This window comes from Paraburkholderia sp. MM5477-R1 (assembly GCF_050436385.1).
Taxonomy (GTDB): Bacteria; Pseudomonadota; Gammaproteobacteria; order Burkholderiales; family Burkholderiaceae; genus Paraburkholderia; species Paraburkholderia tuberum.
On record NZ_JBNDMC010000006.1, the window covers coordinates 567,480 to 590,675 of the forward strand.

The 23,196-nt window shown below is 62.5% G+C and carries 26 protein-coding genes and 1 pseudogene; 12 read left to right on the forward strand and 15 right to left on the reverse strand.

Features of this window, described 5'->3' with window-relative positions:
- Positions 1–60: 60 nt before the first annotated feature.
- Genes OKW35_RS20985 through OKW35_RS20995 form a run of 3 tightly spaced genes read right to left on the reverse strand, consistent with a single transcriptional unit; the run spans position 61 to position 1,017 of the window.
- Complete coding sequence (locus tag OKW35_RS20985; protein WP_090807615.1) at positions 61–339, reverse strand: 2Fe-2S iron-sulfur cluster-binding protein; 279 nt, start codon at positions 337–339, stop codon at positions 61–63.
- 52 nt (positions 340–391) lie between these two features.
- Positions 392–712: a hypothetical protein gene (locus OKW35_RS20990; protein WP_187610618.1), complete on the reverse strand. Its 321-nt coding sequence runs from the start codon at positions 710–712 to the stop codon at positions 392–394.
- The gene (locus tag OKW35_RS20995; RefSeq protein WP_429553044.1) at positions 709–1,017 is read right to left on the reverse strand and encodes a 2Fe-2S iron-sulfur cluster-binding protein; all 309 of its coding nucleotides are present in this window, start codon (positions 1,015–1,017) and stop codon (positions 709–711) included. Before OKW35_RS20995 ends, OKW35_RS20990 begins: the two co-directional genes overlap by 4 nt.
- 327 nt (positions 1,018–1,344) lie before the next feature.
- Here OKW35_RS20995 and OKW35_RS21000 point away from each other — a divergent pair, with 327 nt between their 5' ends.
- The 6 genes from OKW35_RS21000 to OKW35_RS21025 all read left to right on the forward strand — a co-directional run bounded on the left by OKW35_RS21000 (position 1,345) and on the right by OKW35_RS21025 (position 7,894).
- The gene (locus OKW35_RS21000; protein ID WP_090807609.1) at positions 1,345–2,076 is read left to right on the forward strand and encodes a TenA family transcriptional regulator; all 732 of its coding nucleotides are present in this window, start codon (positions 1,345–1,347) and stop codon (positions 2,074–2,076) included.
- Positions 2,077–2,181: 105 nt separating this feature from the next.
- The gene (locus OKW35_RS21005) at positions 2,182–3,642 is read left to right on the forward strand and encodes an aldehyde dehydrogenase family protein (RefSeq protein ID WP_429553045.1); all 1,461 of its coding nucleotides are present in this window, start codon (positions 2,182–2,184) and stop codon (positions 3,640–3,642) included.
- A gap of 56 nt (positions 3,643–3,698) precedes the next feature.
- Entirely contained in the window at positions 3,699–4,178 is a 480-nt protein-coding gene (locus OKW35_RS21010) for a GlcG/HbpS family heme-binding protein (RefSeq protein WP_429553046.1), read from the forward strand.
- Positions 4,179–4,244: 66 nt separating this feature from the next.
- Positions 4,245–5,261: a 2Fe-2S iron-sulfur cluster-binding protein gene (locus OKW35_RS21015; RefSeq protein WP_429553047.1), complete on the forward strand. Its 1,017-nt coding sequence runs from the start codon at positions 4,245–4,247 to the stop codon at positions 5,259–5,261.
- A 53-nt stretch (positions 5,262–5,314) separates the two neighbouring features.
- Positions 5,315–6,259: an ornithine cyclodeaminase family protein gene (locus OKW35_RS21020; RefSeq protein WP_187627147.1), complete on the forward strand. Its 945-nt coding sequence runs from the start codon at positions 5,315–5,317 to the stop codon at positions 6,257–6,259.
- 6 nt (positions 6,260–6,265) lie between these two features.
- Positions 6,266–7,894, forward strand: coding sequence for an MFS transporter (locus OKW35_RS21025; protein WP_429553048.1), 1,629 nt, complete (start codon positions 6,266–6,268; stop codon positions 7,892–7,894).
- Between the two features lie 13 nt (positions 7,895–7,907).
- On the opposite strand, the gene OKW35_RS21030 is transcribed toward OKW35_RS21025, so the two are convergent.
- Positions 7,908–8,435, reverse strand: a complete 528-nt coding sequence (locus OKW35_RS21030; protein WP_429553049.1) for an N-acetyltransferase family protein — start codon at positions 8,433–8,435, stop codon at positions 7,908–7,910.
- Positions 8,432–9,019, reverse strand: a complete 588-nt coding sequence (locus OKW35_RS21035) for a helix-turn-helix domain-containing protein (protein WP_184061589.1) — start codon at positions 9,017–9,019, stop codon at positions 8,432–8,434. The genes OKW35_RS21030 and OKW35_RS21035 overlap by 4 nt, the downstream gene beginning before the upstream one ends.
- A gap of 399 nt (positions 9,020–9,418) precedes the next feature.
- On the opposite strand from OKW35_RS21035, the gene OKW35_RS21040 reads away from it, so the two are divergent.
- Positions 9,419–11,635, forward strand: coding sequence for a beta-glucosidase (locus OKW35_RS21040; protein ID WP_429553050.1), 2,217 nt, complete (start codon positions 9,419–9,421; stop codon positions 11,633–11,635).
- 60 nt (positions 11,636–11,695) lie between these two features.
- Here OKW35_RS21040 and OKW35_RS21045 read toward each other — a convergent pair whose 3' ends face one another.
- Positions 11,696–13,018 (reverse strand): metal-dependent hydrolase family protein, encoded by a 1,323-nt coding sequence (locus OKW35_RS21045; RefSeq protein ID WP_184061678.1) that lies wholly within the window; start codon positions 13,016–13,018, stop codon positions 11,696–11,698.
- Positions 13,019–13,668: 650 nt separating this feature from the next.
- Between OKW35_RS21045 and OKW35_RS21050 the strand changes: the two genes are divergently transcribed.
- Positions 13,669–14,535 carry a MipA/OmpV family protein gene (locus OKW35_RS21050; protein WP_429352950.1) on the forward strand — a complete coding sequence of 289 codons (867 nt, stop codon included), beginning with the start codon at positions 13,669–13,671 and terminating at the stop codon, positions 14,533–14,535.
- Between the two features lie 84 nt (positions 14,536–14,619).
- Here the strand turns inward: OKW35_RS21050 and OKW35_RS21055 are convergent, their stop codons facing one another.
- From OKW35_RS21055 to OKW35_RS21065, 3 genes are all read right to left on the reverse strand, one after another.
- Positions 14,620–15,159 carry a thioredoxin family protein gene (locus OKW35_RS21055; RefSeq protein WP_184024470.1) on the reverse strand — a complete coding sequence of 180 codons (540 nt, stop codon included), beginning with the start codon at positions 15,157–15,159 and terminating at the stop codon, positions 14,620–14,622.
- A gap of 1 nt (position 15,160) precedes the next feature.
- Positions 15,161–15,877, reverse strand: coding sequence for a cytochrome c biogenesis CcdA family protein (locus OKW35_RS21060; protein WP_090807599.1), 717 nt, complete (start codon positions 15,875–15,877; stop codon positions 15,161–15,163).
- Positions 15,878–16,057: 180 nt separating this feature from the next.
- Positions 16,058–17,029, reverse strand: coding sequence for a LysR family transcriptional regulator (locus OKW35_RS21065; protein WP_429553051.1), 972 nt, complete (start codon positions 17,027–17,029; stop codon positions 16,058–16,060).
- 304 nt (positions 17,030–17,333) lie between these two features.
- Between OKW35_RS21065 and OKW35_RS21070 the strand changes: the two genes are divergently transcribed.
- From OKW35_RS21070 to OKW35_RS21080, 3 genes are all read left to right on the forward strand, one after another.
- Positions 17,334–18,377: an alpha/beta fold hydrolase gene (locus tag OKW35_RS21070; protein WP_429404180.1), complete on the forward strand. Its 1,044-nt coding sequence runs from the start codon at positions 17,334–17,336 to the stop codon at positions 18,375–18,377.
- A gap of 377 nt (positions 18,378–18,754) precedes the next feature.
- Positions 18,755–19,102, forward strand: a complete 348-nt coding sequence (locus tag OKW35_RS21075) for a DUF4148 domain-containing protein (RefSeq protein WP_184061594.1) — start codon at positions 18,755–18,757, stop codon at positions 19,100–19,102.
- Positions 19,103–19,189: 87 nt separating this feature from the next.
- Entirely contained in the window at positions 19,190–19,978 is a 789-nt protein-coding gene (locus OKW35_RS21080) for an alpha/beta fold hydrolase (RefSeq protein WP_429553052.1), read from the forward strand.
- Positions 19,979–19,998: 20 nt separating this feature from the next.
- Here the strand turns inward: OKW35_RS21080 and OKW35_RS21085 are convergent.
- Positions 19,999–20,076: pseudogene (locus OKW35_RS21085) on the reverse strand (AsnC family transcriptional regulator); the annotation flags it as partial.
- Positions 20,077–20,233: 157 nt separating this feature from the next.
- On the opposite strand from OKW35_RS21085, the gene OKW35_RS21090 reads away from it, so the two are divergent.
- On the forward strand, positions 20,234–20,404 hold the full coding sequence (locus OKW35_RS21090; protein WP_429553053.1) for a hypothetical protein: 171 nt from the start codon (positions 20,234–20,236) through the stop codon (positions 20,402–20,404).
- 453 nt (positions 20,405–20,857) lie between these two features.
- Here the strand turns inward: OKW35_RS21090 and OKW35_RS21095 are convergent, their stop codons facing one another.
- The 5 genes from OKW35_RS21095 to OKW35_RS21115 all read right to left on the reverse strand — a co-directional run bounded on the left by OKW35_RS21095 (position 20,858) and on the right by OKW35_RS21115 (position 22,866).
- Positions 20,858–21,013, reverse strand: coding sequence for a DUF3309 family protein (locus OKW35_RS21095; protein ID WP_018423731.1), 156 nt, complete (start codon positions 21,011–21,013; stop codon positions 20,858–20,860).
- Between the two features lie 225 nt (positions 21,014–21,238).
- Positions 21,239–21,445: a hypothetical protein gene (locus OKW35_RS21100; protein WP_090807594.1), complete on the reverse strand. Its 207-nt coding sequence runs from the start codon at positions 21,443–21,445 to the stop codon at positions 21,239–21,241.
- Between the two features lie 346 nt (positions 21,446–21,791).
- Positions 21,792–22,010 carry a hypothetical protein gene (locus OKW35_RS21105; protein WP_184005151.1) on the reverse strand — a complete coding sequence of 73 codons (219 nt, stop codon included), beginning with the start codon at positions 22,008–22,010 and terminating at the stop codon, positions 21,792–21,794.
- Between the two features lie 195 nt (positions 22,011–22,205).
- The gene (locus OKW35_RS21110) at positions 22,206–22,508 is read right to left on the reverse strand and encodes a hypothetical protein (protein ID WP_184061598.1); all 303 of its coding nucleotides are present in this window, start codon (positions 22,506–22,508) and stop codon (positions 22,206–22,208) included.
- A 91-nt stretch (positions 22,509–22,599) separates the two neighbouring features.
- A complete protein-coding gene (locus OKW35_RS21115) occupies positions 22,600–22,866 on the reverse strand; it encodes a hypothetical protein (RefSeq protein WP_184061599.1) in 267 nt (88 codons plus the stop codon).
- Positions 22,867–23,196: the final 330 nt, after the last annotated feature.

Here is a 23,196-nt window from a genome sequence, read left to right on the forward strand (position 1 = left end):
GCCGGCTTCAGTGCATCGAAGCCGGCGTCCCAGTTTGACTCACTACGTTGTGTTGCTAACTCACCATGACACGCTGACATTGCCATTGACGAAAGTCTGACAGGCCATCCGATAGCCAGCTTTGATTTCGTCTTCGCTCAGATGGCGTTTTTCCTTGTCCTTCACGCTATCGGTATGTTCGATGCCGTGTTCGACCTTGCATTTGCAGGTGCCGCACAAGCCGCCGCCGCATTTGAACGGAATGCCGCCTTTTTCGCGCAGCGAGACGCGCAGCAGATTGCTGTTGGGCGGCGCGCTGACCGACTTGTTGTCGTTGCTGAGGAAAGTAATCTGGATCATTCGGAGGCTTACGTATTGGGTTCGGAGAGGAGGGGATGAAACGGCGCGGCAACTAGCGCGGGGTCAGTTGCGCGGCGCCGTTGCCGTGGCCCGCGAGCTGCCGCAGCGACTCGAGCGCGGCTTCAGGCGTCGCGAATTTTTCGAGGAACCTGGTGGGAACGAGATTGACCGCCGACGGTGTGGCTTCGTCGATCACCCTGATCTTCGTTTCTTTCATGAGCGCGGCGATGACGAACGTGGCGATATGCCGGCCGCCGTAGAGGTAGTCGAAGGTGGCGAGCGGCACGATGCCTTCGGTCGCCTCGGTGCGGTACTGGCCGGGCTTGCTCGTCAGAATCACGTGCGTGCCGGCCGCGACGGAGCGCGTATTCATGCTGCCTGCTCCAGATCGTCCTGCGCGAGTTCGATGTCGTGCTCGATCCATAGTTGGCACGCGAGGCGATAACCCTGCGCAAGCCGCTCGCCGAGCTGTTTTTTTTCCTTCCAGTTGGGCTCGGGCAGATACTGCGCGCCGGACATCACGCGACACGTGCACTTCGAGCACTTGCCCATGCCGCATTCGTAGCGCAGATGCGGAAACGGGAATTGCCTGATGCCGGCGCGCACGACGAGGTTGGTGTTCTCCTTGACCTCGCCCTGATGGGTCGCGCCATTTTTGTGAAATACCACTGTTGGCATAACGCTCTCCGTGATTCGCTCGGATCTAGTCTAGTTGAAAAAAAGGATATAGTATACCGTCTACTGCCGGACGGGCCCCGGCGAGGGCCGAAGACAGCGGCGGTTGGCGCGCATTAGTTCCAGTTTTCTTAAGGCTTTCCGCGGTGAGGCCGCAATGAAGCGGCGCGTAGACGGAGCGCTCTTCCCAAGAACGGCTCGCGCAATTCAGAGATTGTGGTATACAGTATTCATTAAAGAGGCTACACTAGCTCAACTGTTCCTTCCGTGCCCGACGGCATTCGGGCTTTCGACAACGCCAACCTTTTCCCTACCTGTCAGGAGCTTGAAATGGCTGAATTGATGAACCGTGATGACTTCCGCGCCGCGCTCGAGGACGCCATCAAAGGCAAGAGTGCGAACAAGGCGCCGTTCAGCATCGCGTGGGCGAGCGGCAAGCTGAGCCGCGCGCATCTCGCGCGCTGGGCCGAGAACCACTATCACTACGTGGGCCCGTTCGCCGACTATCTGGCCTACATCTATGCGCGCACGCCGGACCGCTTCACCGAGGCTAAGGACTTTCTGCTCGCCAACATGTACGAAGAGGAAATCGGCGGTGACCGTCATACCGATCTGCTGATCCGTTTCGCCGAAGCGTGCGGCACGACGCGCGAGCGCGTGATAGATCCCGACAACATGTCGCCGACCACGCGAGGCCTGCAGGCATGGTGTTATTCGGTGGCGATGCGCGAGGACCCGATCGTCGCGGTCGCGGCGCTCGTCGTGGGTCTGGAATCGCAGGTGCCGTCGATCTATCGCAAGCAGACGCCGACGCTGCGCGACAAATACCAGTTCACCGACGAGGAAGTGGAGTTCTTCGATCTGCACATCGTGTCGGACGAGATTCATGGCGAGCGCGGCTATCAGATCGTGCTCGAACATGCCGACACGCCCGAGTTGCAGCAACGCTGCCTGAAGATCTGCGAGATCGGCGCGCAGATGCGTCTGCTTTATACGACCGCGCTCTATTACGACTACGTCGAGCAGGACCTGGCGCTGCCCGAACTCGAACTCGCGAGTTGAACCCGCGGCGGCGCGCGCAACGCGGCGCCGTCTTCCGTTGGCATCGCCGCGAGCCAGCCGGCCGGCATGGCGCCGGCCATTGCGGCAACAGCACAGGTATCCGTCATGAGCAATCCGGCAACACCAGAGTTCAAGAATCTCATCGCGGGCGAGTGGACCGCCAGCGTGAGCGGCGGCACGTTCGACAACGTGAATCCCGCCGATACGCGCGACATCGTCGGCCGCTTCCAGGCGTCTTCGGCCGAGGACGCGCGCGCCGCGCTGGCCGCGGCGGCTGGCGCGTTCGCCGCGTGGCGGCGCACGCCGGTCGCGCAGCGCGCGGCCGTTCTCAATCGCGCGGCGGCGTGGCTCGAACAGCATGCGGACGGATTCGCGAACGAACTCACGCGCGAAGAAGGCAAGCCGCTCGCGCAGAGCAGGGACGAAATTCTGCGCTCGGCGCAGGTGCTGCGTTTCTATGCGGTGGAAGGTCAGTCGTATTCCGGCGAGACGTTCCCGAGCGACGATCCCGACATGACCGTCCACACGCAGCGCGAACCCCTCGGCGTCGTCGCCGTGATTACACCGTGGAATTTTCCGATCTCGATCCCGGCGCGCAAGATCGCGCCGGCGCTGATCGCCGGTAATACGGTGATCTTCAAACCGTCGTCGGATGCGCCGCTGATCGGCTACCGGCTCGCCGAAGCATTCGCGCAGGCGGGCATTGCATCGGGTGTACTGAATTTCATCACGGGACGCGCGTCGGAAATCGGCTCCGTCATTACCGCGTCGCCGGTCGTCAGGGCCGTGTCGTTCACCGGTTCGACCGCCGCTGGCGAACAGATTCATCGCTCCCTACCGCTGACCACGCGCACGCAGATGGAACTCGGCGGCAAGAACCCGCTGATCGTGATGGACGACGCGGATCTCGACCGCGCCGTCGACCTGACGATCAAGGGTGGCTTCTCGCTGACGGGCCAGGCCTGCACCGGCACGAGCCGCGTGCTGGTCATGCAGAGCGTGCGCGATGCGTTCAGCGAGAAACTGCTCGCTAAAGTGAAGACGCTCAAGATCGGCAGCGGCCTCACGCCCGGCATGGACATCGGCCCGCTCGCGACCCGGACGCAACTCGACACCGTGCTCGACTACGTGGCCTCCGGCAAGGCACAGGCCACGCATCTGTACGGCGGCGAGCGCCTGAGCGGTCCCGATTACGAGCACGGCTATTACGTCACGCCGGCGATCTTCACCGACGTGACGCAGGACATGCGTATCTGCCGCGAAGAAATCTTTGGGCCGGTGATCGCGATCGTCACCGTGACCAGCTACGAGGACGCGATCGCGAAGGCGAACGACACCGAGTATGGGCTCTGCGCCGCGATCGTCACGTCGAATGCACGCCACATGCATCGCTTCGCGGACGACATCGAGGCGGGCACCGTGAAGATCAACCGAACGACGACGGGCAACGCGATCAACGCGCCGTTCGGGGGGCTCAAGCGTTCGAGCACGTCGACGTTTCGCGAATCGGGGCGTGGCGGTCTCGAGTTCTATACGCAGATCAAGACGGTCTATCGCGGCATCTGAGAGCGGCGAGATCAGCTTTCCGAATCAATGAATCAATCAACAATGAGGGGGTTGCAATGAAACAGATATTTCGCCTGGAACTGGCCGAAGCGCGCGAAATGATCCGCGCGGCCATCGGCCGGGCGCAGCAGATCGACGTGCTCGAATCGGTCTGCATCGTCGACGAGGGCGGCTATCCGCTCGCGCTCGAACGGATGGACGGCGCGCGCATCACTGGGCCGCAGATTGCGTGGAACAAGGCGTTCACGGCAGCCGGCCACAAGCGCTCGACGCATCTGTTCACCCAGCCGCCCAACGGTCCCGCGTTGCCGGGCAACGAAGCGTTCGGCATTCAATGGAGCTTCGAGGGTAAGTTTGCGGCATTCGTCGGCGGCTTTCCTGTTGTCGTCGATGGCCAGGTGTTGGGTGGTGTGGGCCTGAGCGGCGGCAACGGCGAGCAGGACACGCAGTGCGGCCTCGCCGCTTTGCAGGGGCTGCACGATCTGCTCGCGGCGCAGGGGCATAGCGTGCTCGTGGAAGCCGACATCAAGAAATGACGCCACGGGCCGCCTGTGCATGCCGGCGGTCCTGTCGTTCGCATCGCATCGTCATGAGGTGGCGTCATGTCATACCGGATTCAGGTGCTCGAAACAGGAGCGTGCTTCAGCGCTGAGCGCGACGAATCGCTGCTCGCCGCCGCGCTACGCGCGGACGTGCCGCTTGCGCACGATTGTCAGTTCGGCGGTTGCGGCACGTGCCGCGTGAAAGTGCACGAGGGCACGCTCGACTACGAGGAGTTTCCGCTCGGACTCACCGAGGAGGAGGCGCAGGCGGGATTTGCGCTCGCGTGTCAGGCGCGGCCGCGCAGCGACATTGTGATCGGCGCGGGCCACACCGGTGCGCCGACATCGGAGCCGGCGCGTCATACGGTGCGCGTCGAGGCGGTACGCTTGCTGGCGCACGACGTCACGCACCTCACGCTCGCGCTTCCAGAGGATGCCGAAATGATTTACCGGCCCGGTCAGTACATGAACGTGATGCTCGAAGACGGTAGTCATCGCAGCTTCTCGATGGCATCCGCCGCGCGCGCGGGCGGCCTCGTCGACTTTCATGTGCGGAAGATCGCGGGCGGCCGGTTCACCGATCGTGTGGTGGCGCAGCTCAAACCGGGCGACCGCCTCGACGTGGAGCTGCCGCTCGGCGGATTCCGACTGCACGAAGAGGACTATCGTCCGTTGCTGATGGTCGCGACCGGCACCGGCCTGGCGCCGGTGAAAGCGATGCTCGAATCGCTGATGGACGATCCCGATTGCCCGCCCGTCACGCTGTACTGGGGCGCGAGAACGGCCGACGGCCTGTATCTGCATGACGAAATCGGCCGCTGGGCGGAGCGTCTCTACGAGTTCCGCTATGTGCCGGTGTTGTCGCGCGCGGACACAGCATGGAGCGGGCGGCGCGGCTATGTGCAGCATGCGGTGTGCGAGGACCATGCTGACCTGTCGGAGCACGCGGTCTATCTGTGCGGCTCGCCCGCGATGATCGCCGAGGCGAAGGCCGCTTTCCTCGCGAAGGGCGCGAGCGTCGATCATCTGTACTCGGACAGCTTTACGTTCCAGCACGCCGCAGCGGCGCTCGTGTAGCGCGCGGCACGCGCGCCATCCAGTCATCAGATTCGCACAAGGAAGCATTCTCCATGATTCATCTGAACGACGCGCAGATCGATGCGCTCGTGGGTTTCGACGAAGCGATCCCGACGCTCGAGCAGGCGTTTCGCGCACTGTCGCGGGGACGCGCGGCGGTGCAGCGGCGCGTGCGCACCGAAGCGGGCGGCGTGAAGCTATCGACGCTCGGCGCCGTGTTGCCCGAAGCTGGCGTGACCGGCGCGAAGGTGTACACGACGATCAACGGCCGCTTCTCGTTCTCGATCGTGCTGTTTTCAACCGACGACGGCCGCCCGCTCGCCACGCTCGACGCGAACGCGCTCACGCGAATCCGCACGGCCGCGACCACGGTGCTCGCGGTGCGGGCGCTCGCGCGCGAAGATGCGCGCGCCGTCGCGATCTTCGGCACCGGCGTGCAGGGGCGCGCGCATGCGCAGGCGCTCGCCGCGCATACCGGTTTGCAGTCGTTCAGAATCGTCGGCCTCGATAACGTGGAGCAGGTCGTCGACGAACTCAACGCGCGTCACCGTGCGCGCGGCGTGAAGGCCACCGCAGGCGAAGCCGCCGAGGCGGTGCGTGATGCCGACGTGATCGTCACCGCGACGCGCGCGACCGGTGCGCTGTTCGATGGCGCGACGCTTGCGCCCGGTGCGATGGTCGCGGCCATCGGGTCGAGCCTGCCCTACACGCGCGAGCTCGACGACACGACGCTCGCGCGCGCGTCGCGCATCGTGGTTGAACTGCATGAACAGGCAAGGGAAGAGGCCGGCGACCTGGTGCAGGCCGCGCCCGGTACGTTCGACTGGCGCAACGTAGTCGAACTCGGCGACGTGCTGGAAGGGCGCGCCAGCGCACGCGTGCGGTCCGAGGACATCGTCGTCTACAAGGCGGTCGGCATCGGCTTGCAGGACGTTGCGCTCGCCGGGCTCGCGTGGCGCAAGCATGTCGCTCGCGAAGCGGCCGCACAGCGCGCCTGAACGCCGATGAGCAACGGCACGCCACCCGGCGCCATACCGCACGGGACATCGCCGCCCAACACGGCCCGCTCGTTCCGTCAGTCGCTCTTTGCGATGCTTGGCTTGTCGAGCGTCGTGATGATGGTCGCGATCGATCAGACCGTGGTCGGCACCGCGTTGCCTACCATCGTCGCCGAGCTGAAAGGCTTTAATCTCTATGCGTGGGTCGCGACTGCGTATCTGCTCGCCTCGGTCATCACGGTGCCGATCTTCGGGCGGCTCGGTGACTGGTTCGGACGCAAGCCGTTGATCGTGATCGCGATCGTCGTGTTCACGGCCGCGTCGGTGCTGTGCGGTGCCGCGCACAGCATGCAGGCGCTGGTGCTGTTTCGCGCGTTGCAAGGGATCGGTGGCGGCATGCTGGTGGGCACCTGCTTCGCGTCGATTCCCGATCTGTTTCCCGATCCCGTCGTGCGTCTGCGCTGGCAGGTGCTGTTTTCGAGCGCGTTCGGCGTCGCGAATGCGGTAGGGCCTTCGCTGGGCGGCTTTCTGAGCGAGCACTACGGCTGGCGCTCCGCGTTTCTCGTCAACCTTCCGGTCGGCGTGCTCAGTCTTTATCTGACTGCCCGACATCTACCGAACATTCGCCATCAACTGCGCGGCAAGCTGAGCCCGGACTGGCGCGGCGCATTGTTGATCGCAGCCGGACTCGGTGCGTTGCAACTGCTCGTCGAATCGCTCGCGCAGCAGACGCTGAAGGTTTCGACGATCGCGTTCGGCGTGGTGGCATTGAGCGCGGGCGCGCTGCTCGTGCGCGAGGAACTGCGCGCGGCCGATCCGATTCTGCCGCCGGCGTTGCTGCGCGAGCGGGCCATCATCGCGTTGCTCGCGTTGTCGATGCTGATGGGCTTGGCGATGTTCGCGCTGCTGTTCTATGTGCCGTTGCTGCTGCAAGGCGGCATGGGTCTCAACGCGGATCGCGCCGGCGTGATGGTGACGCCGCTCGTGCTATGCATCACCGTCGGCACGATCGCGAATACGCGCGTCGTCACGCGTCTGCGTAAGCCCAACGTGCTGCTGTACGTCGGCTTCGCGTTGCTGGGCGTGGCGTGTTGGGGCGTCGCGGCCGAACGCATGGAGACCGGTCATGCGTTGATGGCCGCATTGACTACGGGCGGCGTCGGGATCGGTCTCGTGATGCCGAATCTGACCGTGTTTGCGCAGCAAGTGGCGGGCAAGCGTCAGCTTGGCATTGCGACCGCGATGATCCAGTCGGCGCGGATGGTGGGCGGCATGATTGGAACGGCCGTGGTCGGCACAATCGTGCACGTGCTGTATCGCCAACGGGTGGCCGATGTTTTGCAGGGGCACGGTATCGATACGGACGCGCCGTGGGTTGCGCCCGCCGCGCACAGCCCGCAAGTACTGCTGACGTCTCGCGACGTCGCGAGCTTCATTCGCGATGCCCGCGCGGCGGGGTTCGACGGCGACGCGCTGATCGCCGCGGCGCGCGTCGCGCTCGTGCAGGCCATCGACCACGCGTTGCTCGCGGTGAGCGCGACAATGGTGCTCGCATGCCTCGCCGTGTCGCTCGTGCCGCTGATTCGCGTGCAGCGATTGGGACGCGAGGTCGCGTCAGTCGCAGTAAGCGAATGAGCGCTGGTGCGGGTCAAAGTTGCTTGCAATAGAAGGTCGTGTCGCAAAACGCCCCGTCGGGCATCAGCGCGTAATTCGGCACGCTGCCGACGCGTTGCCATCCGGCGCGCTGATAAAGCCGTTCGGCATCGCCGCCGGTCACGGTGTCGAGCACGAGAACCGATTTCTTCTCTTCCCGCGCGATGCGATCGAGTTCGCTCATCAGAGCGTGCGCGACGCCGCGCCGGCGTGCTTTTCTGTGCACGAGCATCTTCGCGACGTCGGCGCGATGTGGCTGATTTTGGGGTTGCGCGGTAATCAGCTGCACGGTGCCCACGATATCGCCGCTGTGATCTTCGGCGATCAGCACTACGCGCTCGCCACGCGCGACGCTCTCCACGACGTTGCGCCAGAACGCGAGCGCCGTGTTACGCGAGATCGGCAGCATGAAGCTGACCGATGCTCCGCCTTCCACGCAGTCGATCAGCACGTCGGCGAGCGCTTCGACGCAGGCCGAAGCTCCGTTCGCGCCGACGCGCCGTATGGTCACGTTATCGCTCATCCGTTTCTCCGTTCGTTGACTGGCGATGTGGTCAGCGCGACGAGATAGCGCGCGCGTTTGCGGGTGGGGTTACGGAACACGATCGGGCTGTCGAGCCGCATTGCCAGGCAGTCACCGGTCTTGAGCCGCCAGTTGGTGTCGCCGACCGTGATTTCCATCGACCCGTCGAGCATCCACACCTGTTGATGAATGTCCGCGTCGCGCGCGCCGGTTTCGTAACTGACGCGCTGACCGGCGGGAAAGTTGACCTCGACCAACTGGATCGCCGAGCGCGCGGTCGGCGACAGATGACGTCGCACATACCCCGAGCTCGGATCGGTCCACACCGCCTGCTCGGTCGCGCGACTGACCGGCGATGGCTCGGCAGCCGGCGCGCCATCCTGCTCGAATAGCGACGCGAGCGGCACGTTCAACGCGGTCGCGAGTTTGTCGAGCACGGTCGCGGTAGGGCTGCTCTGAGCGCGCTCGATCAGCGAGATATTCGAGCGGCTGACTTTGCTGCGCTCGGCCAGTGCATCGAGCGACCAATTTTGAGCGTCGCGCAGTTCTTTGATCCGGCGCGCGATCTGGGCGTTGATGTCCATGTAATCCAGTTTAAGGGATGCGGTTTCCAGTAAACTAGACGGCGGCTTTTTTGTTGTCAATGCGCAAATGCCCACTCACCAATTTGAATAAAAACCCCCACAAAATTGCCGACTCTTTATTCGTTTTGATTCGCTAACTTTCAATTAGCCTGTGTCGGAAAAGCCTTACGCCCCATTACGCATAAAATTACACGTATTGGTATAAATACCGATGTTGTAGTGAGACTACATTCCTACATTACTCACCACGAAGAGTCGCTACAGCCCATCCAGTTGCGCCGATTCTTCTTCCCACAGGCAAACGTTTGCAGTCATCGCTGCATGCCTGTTTTCGCGTCCGTTTCCCACCCCCCGACGCGCTCCGTTGCCCCAGAAAAGCACAATTTCGGAGAGACACCTATGCAGAAGAAACTATGGCCGGCCGTCGCGATAGCGGCGGCCGTGAGCGCCGCTGCGCACGCGGAAATTCCCACTCCTGGTCTCGACTTCGCGCCCATGTCGACGGTGCTGAACGCGTTCGCGTCGGCAGCGGCGCATCGGCGCGCGGAAACGCTCGTCAACCAGATGACGATCGACGAAAAGCTGCAGTTCATTCACTCGGAGTACGCGATGTCCGCCGTGCCGGGCGGCGGCGCGGGCTACATTCAGGGCGTGCCGCGTCTCGGCATTCCCGACCTGAACATGGTCGACTCGGCCACGGGTTCGGGCAGCACCAACCAGCCATCGACGACCTTCCCGGCGACGCTCGCGGTAGCGGCGAGCTGGGACCGCGCGCTGTCGTGGAACTTCGGCAAGCAGATCGCGATCCAGTTGCGTCAGCAGGGCTTCGGCATGGGGCTCGGCGGTGGCACCAACCTCGCGCGTGAGCCACGCGGTGGCCGGCTCTTCGAGTATCTCGGCGAAGATCCGGTGCTTGCCGGCGAGATGCTCGCCGAGCGCACCGACGGCACGCAAAGCCAGAAGGTCATCGCGACGATCAAGCACTACATGGGCAACGAGCAGGAACATAACCGCGGCGGCGGCAATAGCCAGATCGACGAGCGCACGATGCGCGAGCTCTATCTGCTGCCGTTCGAAATCGCCGCGCGCCGCGCGCAGCCCGGCAGCGTGATGTGCAGCTACAACGAGGTCAACGGCATCCAGGCCTGCGAGAACCCGCACATTCTCAACGACGTGCTGAAGAACGACTGGCACTTCGAAGGTCAGGTGCAGTCGGACTGGGGCGCGACGCATAGCACGGCACCGGCGATCAATGCGGGTCTCGACGAGGAGGAAGACGTCGGTTCGACCGTCTATCTGACGCCCACGCTGGTCAAACAGGCGATCGCGAACGGCTCGGTGTCGACCGCGCGCCTCGACGACATGGTCGAGCGCAAGCTGTATGTGATGATCCGCACGGGCGTAATGGACGATCCGCCGAAGGGTGGCGCGACCATCGACTTCTCGGCCGCGAGAGCCTTCACGCAGTCGGTCGAAGAGCAGTCGATGGTACTGCTGAAGAACGCCAGCAATCAGTTGCCGCTCGCCGCTGGTTCGCTGTCGCGTATCGCGGTGATCGGCGGCCATGCCGACGCGGCGGTGCTGACGGGCGGCGGTTCAGGCAATACGCGCGATCCGGTGACGGGCGCGTTCGCCGGTTGCGGCGGCTTGACGTTCGGCACGGAGACGGGCTGCAGCTGGTGGACCAACCCGTGGCTGAAATTGAATACGCCGATCGTGTCGGCGATCAAGGCGCTCGCGCCGCAGGCCACCGTGACCTTCGCCGGCAACAGCGATCAGCAGTCGCCGTTTGCCGCCTACACGCAGCAGCAGATCACCCAGGCGGCCACGCTGGCGGCCAACTCCGACGTCGCGATCGTCGTGGTCGCGCAGCCGGCCGGTGAGGATATCGGCGATCTGCCGAGCCTGGGCCTCGCGAATCCGACCAACCAGGATGCACTCGTCGAAGCGGTTGCGGCGGCCAATCCGCACACGATCGTCGTCGTCGAAAGCGGCAACCCGGTGCTGATGCCGTGGAAGGATAGCGTGTCGGCGATCATCGAAGCATGGTATCCGGGCGAAGGCGGCGGCAATGCGATTGCGAATGTGCTGTTCGGCAAGGTCAATCCTTCCGGCAAGCTGCCCGTCACGTTCCCGGTGCGCGACCAGGATACGCCGACGTGGGGCACGAATGGCGCGTTTGCGGCGAACCCGGTGTACGCCGAGAAGCTCGATATGGGCTATCGCTGGTACGACTCGCAGAACATCACGCCGATGTTCGAGTTTGGCTATGGCCTGTCGTACACGCACTTCGCCTACTCGGGTCTGTCGGTTCAGCATCTGCCGGGCGGCCTGATCGACGTGTCGTTCAACGTGCGTAACGATGGTCGCGTCGCCGGTGCGGAAGTGCCGCAGGTGTACCTCGGCGTGCCGTATCAGGGTGAACCGCCGCGGCGTCTCGTCGGCTGGGACAAGGTGGGTCTGAACCCGGGCGAATCGCGTCGTGTGCACGTTGTCGTGACGCAGCGCATGCAGAGCGTGTGGGATACGACGAGCAACCGTTGGCTCTATGTGCCGGGCAGCGCGGTGTACGTCGGCGCATCGTCGCGCGACATCCGTCTGCAGGGGCACGGCTAAATAGTGTGACGGTGTAGTTAATGCGGGCGCGCCAGGTTGCGCGCCCGCCTGAATTGTCGATTACGCTTTCAGCGTGTTCTTGTAGAACTTTCCATCCTTCATCACGATGCGCAGGTTCTGCTCCGGGTTCGCGATCAGGTCGAGATTCTCGAGCGGATTGCCGTCGACGAGCAGCAGATCGGCGTACGCACCTTCCTCGAGTACACCGAGCTTGCGCGGGTACGGATTGCGGTGCCCGGACAGCGCGAGTAGCTGGCCATTGGTGCCCGTTGCGATGCCCAATGCTTCGGCTGCGCCATACCACGCCTTCATATGCGTGAGCATCGTGCCTTGCCGTGCGGCCACGGCCTGCGAAAAGATCAGGTCCGTGCCGAACGCGACCTTGATGCCATGCTTGCGCGCGAGTTTGAAAACCCTGTCGGTGCCCGCGATCACCTGAAGAAATTTTTCGCGGATCGGTGGGGCGAGCGGACCCGCGTCGTCTTCGTTGACGAACGGCTGCGTGCTTAACCACGTGCCGTTCTTCGCCATCAACGCCGCAGTCCTGTCGTCCATCAGATGACCGTGCTCGATGCACTGCACGCCTGCCGCAACGGAGCGCTGAACCGCTTCGGGCGTGTACGCATGCGAGAGGACATAGGTGCCCCAGTCGGCCGCTGTTTCGACGGCCGCGCGCAACTGCTTTTCGGTAAACGTGAGCATGTCGAGCGGGCTGCGCGGCGTCGATACCCCACCGGCTCCGACCAGCTTGATCTGCGTCGCGCCCTGAATGAACTGCTCGCGCACCCGCAAGCGGACTTCGTCTTCGCTGTCGGCGATCGCGAAGCCACCGTCCCGTTCCAGTTGGGTGACCTGGTTGCCGGCGCGCGGCAGATCGCTCAGCGCACGAAAATCGCCGTGACCGCCGGTGGTCGTGATCATCGCGCCGGACGGATAGATTCGCGGCCCGGAAATCATGCCGCTATCGATTGCCTGCTTCAGCGCGAATGACGGGCCGCCCGCGTCGCGTATCGTTGTGAAGCCGCGCAGTAGCGTACGTTCGGCTTCAGCGCTTGCCGCAAGATGGACGAAAGCAATGTCGGATTGAAGGATGACCTGAATCGGCACTGCCGCGAGCAGCGCGTGCCAGTGCATGTCGATCATGCCGGGCATCATCACCTTGCCATCGCAATCGACGAGCGTTTTGCCGTCGATCGAAGCCGGTTGACCCCGACCCAACTGGCTGATGCTGTCACCCTCGACAACCATATAGAGGCCGTCACGCAACGTCGACGATTTGCCGTCGAACAAGCGGAAGTTCGTGAACAGCACCGGCTTGTCCGGCGGTGCTGGCGGTTGGGTGGTTTGAGCATTGCCAAGACCGGGCAGAACCAGGCTCAGCATCGAAGCGGCGAGACCGGTGACGAAGCCGCGCCGCGACAGATCGGCACTGATACGGCGGTTGGCATACTGCGCTTGAGACTTGTCACAAAGACATGAAAACGACGAACTGACTGTTTTATCGCCGATGTACTTTCCTGAAGGCATAGCTCACCCGTAACGTAGATCACCGTGCATCGAAAGCCGCCATCTGACTACATTTCACACCTGGCGACGCGAAAGTCAAGCCCGCACAGATTATCGCCTACGAACGAGGATGGCAAATTCCGCGTCGCTTGATACAAGCATTGAAATTGCATCTATTACTCGATTACGCGGCTGCAGCATGTAATTAGAAAAATATGCTTGCGACGGGCGAAAAGAACGGGCTATGCTCACGCCACGTATTCTGTAAGTGAATCCCCCGAAATAAGGCGCGATTCCCTACCCTGCTTGGGGGGATGTGCCAAACAAACGCCCTAAAAAAGCGGATGCATCGGCCATTACAAACGTATTTTCTATCATCGCGATTATCGAGCGAGGCGATCGGTCATTCTTTTAACGCCGCTGCAATTAGAAACTCAACTATTTCACAATTTCGCCGCCACTCCATGAATGCCGGGATCGGAAAAGTCGCATTCAGTCTTTTTTAATTTTTTCACGGAGAAACAGAAATGATCGATGTGTCAAAGCCGCGTATGCTCAAGGTGCTGGCGGGGGCTGGCTTGTCGCTGTTTGCCGTCACCGCGATGGCCGACGATACGCTCGGTTTGTCGGAAAGCCTGTTCTCCATCGGCGCACCGGAAGTGACGCAGGCGCCTGGCGCGGGCGCGAGCCCGTGGCGCTTTGCGGTTGGCGCAGGGGTCGTGAACATGCCGAAATTTCCGGGCGCGAGTGGCACGAAATGGGAGGCGGTGCCGTCGGTGAGCGTGAATTACGACCGCTTCTTTATCGGCGCGAATCCAGACGCGGGCTCGGTGCTATCGCTGGGCGCATATCTGTATCGTGATAGTAACTGGCGCGTCGGCGCGGCGGTGACCTACGATTTCATCGAACCGCGCAGCGAGTCCGACGACTCGCGGCTGCACGGACTGGGCGACGTCAAACGCACTGCGCACGCGGAACTGTTCGGTGTTTATACGTGGGAGTTCGTCACGGCGCGCGCGAGCGTTTTGACCGATATTGCCGGCAACGATCGCGGCACCGTCGCGACTTTCGATCTGTTGGGACGCTATCAACCCATTGCGCAACTGACGCTCAGCGCAGGCCCGGGCCTGACGTGGGGAAGCGACAAGTACAACGAAACCTATTTTGGCGTGAATTCCGAGCAGAGCGCGCGCTCGGGATTGCCGACCTACTCGGCCAGCTCCGGTTTGAACCAGTTGCGCTTCTCAGTCAACGGGGTTTACCGGATCGCAACGCGTTGGAACGTTGGCGCGAGCGTGTCGTTCGCGTGGCTGCGCGGCGACGCGACCGACAGCCCCATCACCGAAAAGACGAGTCAGATTACGTACGGCCTTTTCGCCAATTACCTCTTTTAGTCGTCCGCCAAAAACGAAAGCCCGCTGCACCCGATCGCGTGGGTGCAGCGGGCTTTCCCGTTCTACGAGTCAGCAAGCGCTTCGTCAATTCTTCTGCGCGAGCAGCGCCTGAATCCTGGCTTCGGTCTGCGCATAGGCGCCTTCTCCAAAGTGCGTGTAGACGATATGACCTTGCTTGTCGATCAGATAGAACGCGGGCCAGTACTGATTGTTATAGGCATTCCAGGTCGCGTACTGGTTGTCCTGCGCAACCGGATAGCTGATACCGAACCGTTTCAGCGCGGTCTTCACGTTGCCGGTGTCGCGTTCGAACGGATATTCCGGCGTATGCACGCCGATCACCGTGAGCCCCTGATCCTTGTACTTCTGGTTCCAGCTTTTTACGTAGGGCAGCGTGTTGGCGCAATTGATGCAGCTATAGGTCCAGAAGTCGACGAGTACCACTTTGCCGCGCAATTGCTGCAATTTGAGCGGCTCGCTATTGAGCCATTGCGTGATGCCAGTGAGCTCGGGTGCGGGCGAGCCGCTTTCCTGCGGCGCGGCGATGGCGACCGTACTCGTCGCGATCAACGCGCAGGCGGCAAACGCGGTGGACAGTGCGAAGGTTTTCAAGCGGGTAGTCATGTCAAAGTCCTTTGAGTGAGGGGAAAAGACCAGCGAGCCGCGCGTACAGCAGCACGTCGTACTGCAAATAGATGGCGAGGGCGGTCAGCATCACCAGTACGCCGAATACCTGTTGCAGGCGCTCCGCGTGACGTGAGACCACACGGACATGACGCGTCACGTAATGGCCGCCGTAGATGATCGCGAGCATCGGAATCGCCGCGCCGATCGCATACAGCGTGAGCAGCAGAGCCGACCAACCGAGATCCTGAGCCTTCACGACGAGCACCAGAATCGACGCGAGCACGGGGCCGGCGCAGGGCGTCCATACCGCGCCGAGCGACATGCCGAGCACGAAGCCGCCCGCGTTGCCGCTGCCGGGTTGCGTAGCTGGCGCAATGGCCGCGCCGATGCGCTCGAGCGGCCCTTGCAGTTGCGCGACGAGCCAGTCGTAAGGTCGCGGCCAGATACGCAGAAGCCCGGACAGTGCGAGCAACGCGATGCCGGTATTGCGCAGTACCTGTTGCGCGACGTGCACGGTGCTCGACACCGCGCCCAATAGCAGCGCGAAAGACGCGAAAGTCAGAATGAAGCCGGCGACGATGAACAGTGGCCGCGTGCGGCTCGGTCGTTCGACGGAAGTGCCGAGCAGGATCGGCATCACCGGCAGCACGCAGGGAGAGGCAATCGTCAGCAGCCCGGCGAGCAGGGCGAGCGGAGTTTCGAGAGTACTGTGCATGATGGGCGTTCCGTTGGCTGGGATGGCCGTATTGGAACGCCCGCACGTATCTGGTTTATGTCGGGGATCAGGCGCGCTTGCAATGTAGTGTGTCTGCGTATGGCGCGGATACATTGCGACACAAATCGGTTGAGCAACCGATGCGCGCGGGGGGCGAGGCGGCGGTAGCCGAACGCTGGCTCAGCGCGCCCTGCGCTTACGCACCGCGGTTCCGGTCGCGGCTGCGACGCTATTTGCGCTGGACGTGGAGAACATCGGCATACGCTCCTCGATCCAGCGCAGCAATTCGAGAGGTCCCGGTGCGAGCGGCCGGCCGGTCTTGACGAGCACACGCGCCTGCGCGCCGGAAAACAGCGGATGCGCGATCGGTATCGTCGTCAATTCGCCGCTCGCGATTTCGCGGTAGGCAGCGAATTCGCCGATCAGCGTCATGAAGTTGTCGACCGTGACGAAGCGCTTCAATGCGCTCAGTGAGTTGGTGGTCAGCGTCGCGGGAATCGACACGTTTTCGGCGAGTTCCGTCATCTTGACGACATGACCGATCCCAAAGGTGGGTGGCATCAACGCGAGCGGCCACGCGCGCAGGTCGTCGAGCGTCGCGGGTCGCTTGCGCTTCGCGAGCGGATGGTCGCTTCTTAGCAACAATACGACGGGCTGCGGCGAACTCGCGCGATGCTCGAGGCGCGCATGAGGCGGCGGATTGTACGCAAGCCCGATATGCGCACGACTTTCGGCGACTTCTTCCTGGATCGCGTCGACCGCGAGCATATCGAGGCCGATTTCGAGTTCTGGATATTGGACGCAGAATGGCGCGAGCACATCGTCGACCAGCGTATCGACGAAGCCTTCGCTGACCCCGAGCCGGATCTGCCCTCGCTGCAGGCCTTTCAACGCATGCAATTGATCTTCGAGCTTCTCCTGCTGCGAACGGTAGCCGCGCCAGAATTCGAGCAGATGCGTGGCCGCTTCGGTCGGCCTGACTCCGCGCGGCTGCCGCTCGAACAGCACCGCGCCGAGTTCGTCCTCGAGCAGCTTGATCTGCCGCGTGATCACGGAGGGTGACGTATTGATGCTTTCGGCGGCGCCGCGGATGGTGCCGTGCGTGAGCACCTCGTTGAAGTAGCGAAGGCGTTGCTGGTTGATCTCGCGCATGTGATTTGTCGATTGCGGTTAATGTGTTGCCCACAAGGCAACGATTTGTGAACTTAGTTGCTCTTGCTGATGAAGGCTTGCGCTGTCACTATCCATCTCAAGCGTCGCGACCGCGGTAAGCCAGTGGTTCAGTCGTCAAGGCATCTCCGGTTTCAGATTCGCTCTACCCGTCTCGTTCGATTCGTTTCAGATTGCCATTGAAGTCTGCTCTGCCTGCGCGGTGCCCGCATGCGGCTGTGCGATATCGCGCGCGAGCGGACCCGATCAATTCCGTATCAAAGCCTTTGCTTGAAGGAGAACAACCATGTCGGATCAGATCAATAGTCGCCGCCGCCGCTTTCTCGGAACGGCGGTTGCCGGTATCAGCCTGCTCGAATTGGGACTGAGCGGACTCGCGCATGCGCAATCGGCCGACGCGGCCGGCAATGCGAAAGCGGGCGCGCGCGTGGCGTCGTTCGAGAACATTCGCTCGATCAATGCGGGCACGCTGAACGTCAGCTACGCGGAAGCGGGCCCGCAGAACGGACCGGTGGTCATTCTGCTGCATGGCTGGCCTTACGACATCTACAGCTTCGCCGAAGTGACGCCGTTGCTGACGGCGGCCGGTTATCGCGTGATCGTGCCTTACCTGCGCGGCTACGGCGGCACGCGTTTTCTGTCGGCGGATACGCCGCGCAACGGTCAACAGGCGGTGGTCGCGGTCGACATCATCAACCTGATGGACGCGCTGAAAATCGACAAGGCCGTGCTCGGCGGCTTCGACTGGGGCGCGCGCACGGTGAACATCGTCGCCGCGCTGTGGCCGCAACGCGTGAAGGCGATGGTGTCGGTGAGCGGCTATCTGATCGGCAGCCAGGACGCGAACCGCGCGCCGTTGCCGCCGAAGGCCGAGCTGGCGTGGTGGTATCAGTTCTATTTCGCCACGGAGCGCGGCCGCGCGGGCTATGAAGCGAACCGTCATGACTTCAACAAGCTGATCTGGCATACCGCCTCGCCGAAATGGAATTTCGACGACGCCACGTTCGAGCGCTCCGCCGAATCGTTCAATAACCCGGACCATGTTGCCGTGGTGATTCACAACTATCGCTGGCGTCTGGGACTCGCGCAGGGCGAGCCGCAATACGACGAACTCGAAAAGCGCCTCGCCTCCGGACCGACGATCGCGGTGCCGACCATCACACTCGAAGGCGATGCGAACGGCGCCGCGCATCCCGAGCCCGCAGCATACGCGAAGAAGTTTACCGGCAAGTATCAGCACCGCAATATCAGCGGCGGCATCGGCCATAACCTGCCGCAGGAAGCGCCGAAAGCCTTTGCGGATGCGATTCTCGACGTCACCCGCCTTTGATGGAGCCGGCGCGCGCCGGCTTCTTCTGAACGGAACCCCAGCAGTCGAACGTACGGCTGCTGGGGTTTTTTCATGAGCGGGCCATTTGCAACCCACCTGCAACCCGCACGACGCATGCGACGCCGAGCCCTGCTCGGCAGGTTCGGAAGTGGGTTTTTGTATCGCAATGTATCAACGGCATACGCAGACAAACACGCTTGCAGAAATGGGGGATGACGAAAACATTGCAGATACGTTCGAGCGTTCTAATGTCTTCACGCAAGGTTGATTCACGACGTTGCGTGTGAATCAGGCGGGACGTCACAGTGTATCTGCGTCGATGGCTTCGCGTCCCGCTCAATCCTTATCCCTGATGGTTCGATACCCGGAGAAGACTCATGAAACTCGTTCAATCGCTGATCGTCGCCGCACTCGTCGCCGTTCCCGTCGTTTCGTTCGCGCAATCGCAGCCGCAACAGGCACTCACACGTGCCGAAGTCCGCGCGGAACTGGTCCAGTTGGAAAAGGCCGGCTACAACCCGGCCAGCGACAACACGCAATACCCGCAGAACATCGAAGCGGCCGAGGCGCGCATCAGCGCGGGCCATGACGCGGCCGCCTACGGTGGCGTCGCGAACGGCAGTTCCGCTTCGGGCTCGCACGTGCCGATGAAGCGTGCGGCGGCGGATCGCGTGTACGACGGCTCCCACATCGTCGGCCTCGGTTCCATCTACGCGCATTCGTGATCGATGCAAATGAGCAGGCCGTCCGCGTGCATCGGCTCACGTCGACGCGCGGACTCCTGGTTTAACTCACCTGTCGAGACAATAACGATGACCACGCTGCTGAAAAAAATTCTGGGTTCCGTTCTGTTGCTGGGCGGACTGTTCGCGTTGCAGGCCACGGAGTCCGCGCAGGCGGCGCCGTCCGATGACCTGAAGGGCAAGAACGTCGTTCTCGTACACGGCGCTTTCGCTGACGGGTCCAGTTGGGACAAAGTGATCCCATTGCTCGAAGCGCGCGGCCTGCACGTGGTGGCCGTGCAGAATCCGCTGAGCTCGCTCGCCGACGACGTGGCGGCAACCCGGCGCGTGATCGCGCAGCAGAACGGGCCTGTGATTCTGGTCGGCCATTCATGGGGCGGCATGGTGGTCAGCGAGGCCGGCAACGACGACAAGGTGAAGAGCCTCGTGTACGTCGCGGCATTTGCGCCGGACAACAGTCAGTCCATTGCCGACATCACGAAGGACCACCCCGCGCCAGTCTGGGCGAGCGAATTGCGCAAGGACTCGGCGGGTTATCTGACGCTAGCGACCCAGGCGGTGCTGGACGACTTCGCGCAGGATCTGCCGCTGTCGCAGAAGCGCCTGATCGCGGCGACCCAGCAGCCTTGGGCCGCTGGCTGTATCGACGACAAGGTGACGAACGCCGCGTGGCATGGCAAGCCGTCGTACTTCGTGGTGTCGGGCCGCGACCGCATGATCGATCCGTCCTTGCAACTGGAGATGGCGAAACACATCGACGCGAAGATCACGCGCGTCGCCACCAGCCACGTCGCGATGCTGAGCCAGCCGCAGGCCGTGGCCGACGCGATCATCGCCGCCTCGCGGGCCGCGCATTGAAGCGCGCGCAGTCTTGTCAATCAGATTGCGATTGACGGAATGCTCTTCATGCAGCGCAGCGCGAACATCGAGCGGCTATGGCGAATGCCTGCGATCTTGTTTTTGCTGATCGAGCAATGCGACATAGCCGCGGATATACCCTTCGTTTTCGAGGCTTCAGACAATGGAGATACGGCACGTTTGCGGCTTCACCGGTTCTGTCCCATCAGTACCTCGTCGAATGAAGCGCATTGGTCGGCCAATCATCAGTACCTTTTGCTGGGCAGTACTTTTGCGCTGATATTCGCGTTGGGCCTGGCATCGACGGCACTCTTCCCGCACCGTCTGCGTACGGTTCTACAGCGGCCGACGCGGCTGCGCATCGTGAACCGTCTGATGGGGAGCTTGCTGGTAGGGATGGGCACGCTGATGGCGGCGGTACGCTGACCATGAAACGATCCGCATACCGCCGCCGCGGGAACAACGTCATCCTTATCGTCTGTACCGCGCGATATCAATGGAAAATGAGGTACAGGATGATCAGTACGATCACTGGAACGCCGAGCAGCCAGCCAAGTAGGTAAGGCATGATGTCATCTCCTTTCGTATTGGAGTTCGAATACGCAGGAGTTTCAGCAGGCAGCGTGCCTGGCTCGAAGATGTCGATCTATTCGAGCAATCGAACGACGGCAACGCCGATGGTCCGCGTATCGGGCTTTAGCCATACGATGCCATAGCCGATTCCGAACTCGCGCCGGTAATCGGCGCGACCTGATTGGCCAGTAACTTTTCCATCGAGTGCTTCGGCAACGACGAAAAAGCGAAGCCGCCACCTACCGGCACGCGACATCGCGCGGATAGACGGCGGCCCGCCTCATGTTCCAGTCCACTACGCGTGGTCTATATCACACCGGCAACCAGCAAAACGATCACCACGATCAGTACGATGCCGAGCCCACCGGTCGGACCATAGCCCCACGATCGGCTGTGTGGCCACGCTGGAAATGCGCCGATCAGCAGCAGAATCAGCACGATTAGAAGAATGGTTCCTAGCATGTTATGACCTCCGCCTGGTTGAGAGACCTGCTTTATCTACGTTGGCCACAAGGCCGCAGGGTAATCCCCAAGGAGCAAAGCTTGTGCCCAAGGTCGATCCTTTAATCAGATCACCGGGACGGCGCGCGGCGCGTACGGAGATTCTCGAGCCAATTGAAACGGCACCCGTCGCGCTCAAAACCTGAGCCGGGTGCCGTTTTTCCAATTGCGGACACGTCGCGCGTCCTATAGATAGGTTCCGCTGATGCGGCCTTCGAAGATCGCGGTGTTGATGTCCCAATCGTCGACGGTACCCGTGCCGCCACCGTCCACCTTGACGACTACCGAGCGGCCGCCGCGCAGCGTCTTCATCTGTTCGGCGGTCAGCGTTTTCTCGTCGGATGGCTCGCCCGCGCCGGGCGGCAGGTCTTTAATGATCACAGTGGCTTTCATGGCATTTCTCCTTGACGTGGAAAGGCGAGCACAGTGCGGCGCCCGCATCGATTTCTGCAAGGCCTATGCCAATGTGAGGGAACGTGCGCCGCAACATGGAGCGGGGGCCGCGATGCGAAGCCTGGCAAGGATCCGCGCGATAGCCGCGTTGAATCGCACTGAACACGATCGCGATTGCGCGTCGAAGTGTTTGCGCGCGTCCCACGAGTCACGTGCGAATGGTTGGGGCGCAGTGCAGCGTCGCGCGTGGCGAACTCAGGCGTCCAACACTCAATCGCAAGCGCAAACAGAAACGGCACGCGCCATATGCGCGTGCCGTGATGGTGAAACGCCCCGGCGAGGAACGCTAGCGGCGCTGGCGTCTACGCGGCGAGGCTGCTTCCGCGATACGCAGATGCGCGGCCGGAAAGCCCGGCGGGTACTCGACGACGCGCATCGCGGCCGGCACCAGCGGCGCGGCGAGACTCGAGCGCGCGCCGACACGGGCGCCGCCGACGATCGCGGCCATCGCCTCGCGGTCCAGTTCGACGCTTTCGGTCAGATCCTTGATGCTCAGCTTGGCCATGATGGCTCCAGAAAAACGCTCCGGCGGCCAGACCCGTTCGGGTGCCGGCCGCCGTGCTCGGAATGTGTTCGGCGTGTCATTCGTTGTATTGAGGTCTCAACGCACTATCAGTATAGGAAATCCATTCGCGGCGCGCATGGCCGTGGTGTTGCCGCGGCAGTGAAGGAACCCCCAGTCCCCCGCTGCTGCCCCGGCTTACACGGCGGAGTAATTGGCACCCGACAGGATAGGGTCGACTCTCAGCTTCAGCGGCAGCACGACGCCTGGGCCGATCGAACCGATGTCATTGAGCGCTGCGACGTTGACGATTTGCTGCTGAGCCAGATTCTGAGTGACGTTGACGTTGACGTTGACGTTGGCGAGGCCGGCAAGGCTGCCGAGACCACCAAGGCCCGAGGGCATGGGCACGTTGCTGCCGGTGCCGCCGGCGATCCCGGACATGGCCCGGCGGTCGAGTTCGCGCGTGCCGGACAGATCGCGAATCATGAGGGATGACATGGCGTTTCTCCAAAGACGTACGGAAAGCGGACATGAATGGCTCGCGGCGAAGCGGCCCGCGGCTGCGGGCGCCTCGCCGCGCCACGCACTATTAGTGGTTGCTGTTGCTCGAATTGATATACGGCGAGAAGTCCGACGTGATGCCGGTGGCGAGCGCAACGTCGTTGCCGTTGGTGTTCTGGAAGTTCAGTTCGTTACTGATCAGTTGCGTGGTGGTGGTGTTCTTGACGCTGGTCGGCGCATAGACCGGGGCGAAGCTGTAGTACTTGCTCGGGCCGAAGCCGCCGCGTACGGCTTGCATGGCTTTGCTGTCGAGTTGTTCGGTGACGGACAGGTCTTTGATCATCAGCGTTTTCATGGTGAGTCTCCTGAAAGAAGTTTTCGCAGTGTTGCGAGTGGTTTCGAGCAATTCGTTTGCTCGGACATCACTAATGCACAGGCTGTGCCAGTATTAATCAAGGATCCTGAGGAAATCGGCGCAGCCCTGTCGTATAAGGGTTTTGCGCGTGGAGGGACCACCGTGCCGGTCAGCTCGAAGCACGCTGACGCGCTCGGAGCGGTGGCCGCCGTCCGACATCGCGGCGGACCCTGTTGGATGGCGCACGACATTGCGCGAGCCAGCACGCGGCGCGGCGCGCGGCTCATGCCTGGTTTGCCTGGTTTGCGAAAGCGCGGACCGGGAGCTAGT

Coding starts and splice junctions, on each gene's coding strand:
- OKW35_RS21045 (WP_184061678.1), bottom strand. CDS start 13,018: ATGCTGAGCCTGGTTCTGCCCGGTCTTGGCAATGCTCAAACCACCCAA.
- OKW35_RS21035 (WP_184061589.1), bottom strand. CDS start 9,019: ATGGACATCAACGCCCAGATCGCGCGCCGGATCAAAGAACTGCGCGAC.
- OKW35_RS21075 (WP_184061594.1), top strand. CDS start 18,755: ATGAAACTCGTTCAATCGCTGATCGTCGCCGCACTCGTCGCCGTTCCC.
- OKW35_RS21055 (WP_184024470.1), bottom strand. CDS start 15,159: ATGACTACCCGCTTGAAAACCTTCGCACTGTCCACCGCGTTTGCCGCC.
- OKW35_RS20995 (WP_429553044.1), bottom strand. CDS start 1,017: ATGCCAACAGTGGTATTTCACAAAAATGGCGCGACCCATCAGGGCGAG.
- OKW35_RS21040 (WP_429553050.1), top strand. CDS start 9,419: ATGCAGAAGAAACTATGGCCGGCCGTCGCGATAGCGGCGGCCGTGAGC.
- OKW35_RS21020 (WP_187627147.1), top strand. CDS start 5,315: ATGATTCATCTGAACGACGCGCAGATCGATGCGCTCGTGGGTTTCGAC.
- OKW35_RS20990 (WP_187610618.1), bottom strand. CDS start 712: ATGAATACGCGCTCCGTCGCGGCCGGCACGCACGTGATTCTGACGAGC.
- OKW35_RS21010 (WP_429553046.1), top strand. CDS start 3,699: ATGAAACAGATATTTCGCCTGGAACTGGCCGAAGCGCGCGAAATGATC.
- OKW35_RS21000 (WP_090807609.1), top strand. CDS start 1,345: ATGGCTGAATTGATGAACCGTGATGACTTCCGCGCCGCGCTCGAGGAC.
- OKW35_RS21060 (WP_090807599.1), bottom strand. CDS start 15,877: ATGCACAGTACTCTCGAAACTCCGCTCGCCCTGCTCGCCGGGCTGCTG.
- OKW35_RS21080 (WP_429553052.1), top strand. CDS start 19,190: ATGACCACGCTGCTGAAAAAAATTCTGGGTTCCGTTCTGTTGCTGGGC.
- OKW35_RS21115 (WP_184061599.1), bottom strand. CDS start 22,866: ATGAAAACGCTGATGATCAAAGACCTGTCCGTCACCGAACAACTCGAC.
- OKW35_RS21030 (WP_429553049.1), bottom strand. CDS start 8,435: ATGAGCGATAACGTGACCATACGGCGCGTCGGCGCGAACGGAGCTTCG.
- OKW35_RS21105 (WP_184005151.1), bottom strand. CDS start 22,010: ATGGCCAAGCTGAGCATCAAGGATCTGACCGAAAGCGTCGAACTGGAC.
- OKW35_RS21070 (WP_429404180.1), top strand. CDS start 17,334: ATGTCGGATCAGATCAATAGTCGCCGCCGCCGCTTTCTCGGAACGGCG.
- OKW35_RS21065 (WP_429553051.1), bottom strand. CDS start 17,029: ATGCGCGAGATCAACCAGCAACGCCTTCGCTACTTCAACGAGGTGCTC.
- OKW35_RS21095 (WP_018423731.1), bottom strand. CDS start 21,013: ATGCTAGGAACCATTCTTCTAATCGTGCTGATTCTGCTGCTGATCGGC.
- OKW35_RS21100 (WP_090807594.1), bottom strand. CDS start 21,445: ATGAAAGCCACTGTGATCATTAAAGACCTGCCGCCCGGCGCGGGCGAG.
- OKW35_RS21005 (WP_429553045.1), top strand. CDS start 2,182: ATGAGCAATCCGGCAACACCAGAGTTCAAGAATCTCATCGCGGGCGAG.
- OKW35_RS21110 (WP_184061598.1), bottom strand. CDS start 22,508: ATGTCATCCCTCATGATTCGCGATCTGTCCGGCACGCGCGAACTCGAC.
- OKW35_RS21025 (WP_429553048.1), top strand. CDS start 6,266: ATGAGCAACGGCACGCCACCCGGCGCCATACCGCACGGGACATCGCCG.
- OKW35_RS21050 (WP_429352950.1), top strand. CDS start 13,669: ATGATCGATGTGTCAAAGCCGCGTATGCTCAAGGTGCTGGCGGGGGCT.
- OKW35_RS21015 (WP_429553047.1), top strand. CDS start 4,245: ATGTCATACCGGATTCAGGTGCTCGAAACAGGAGCGTGCTTCAGCGCT.
- OKW35_RS20985 (WP_090807615.1), bottom strand. CDS start 339: ATGATCCAGATTACTTTCCTCAGCAACGACAACAAGTCGGTCAGCGCG.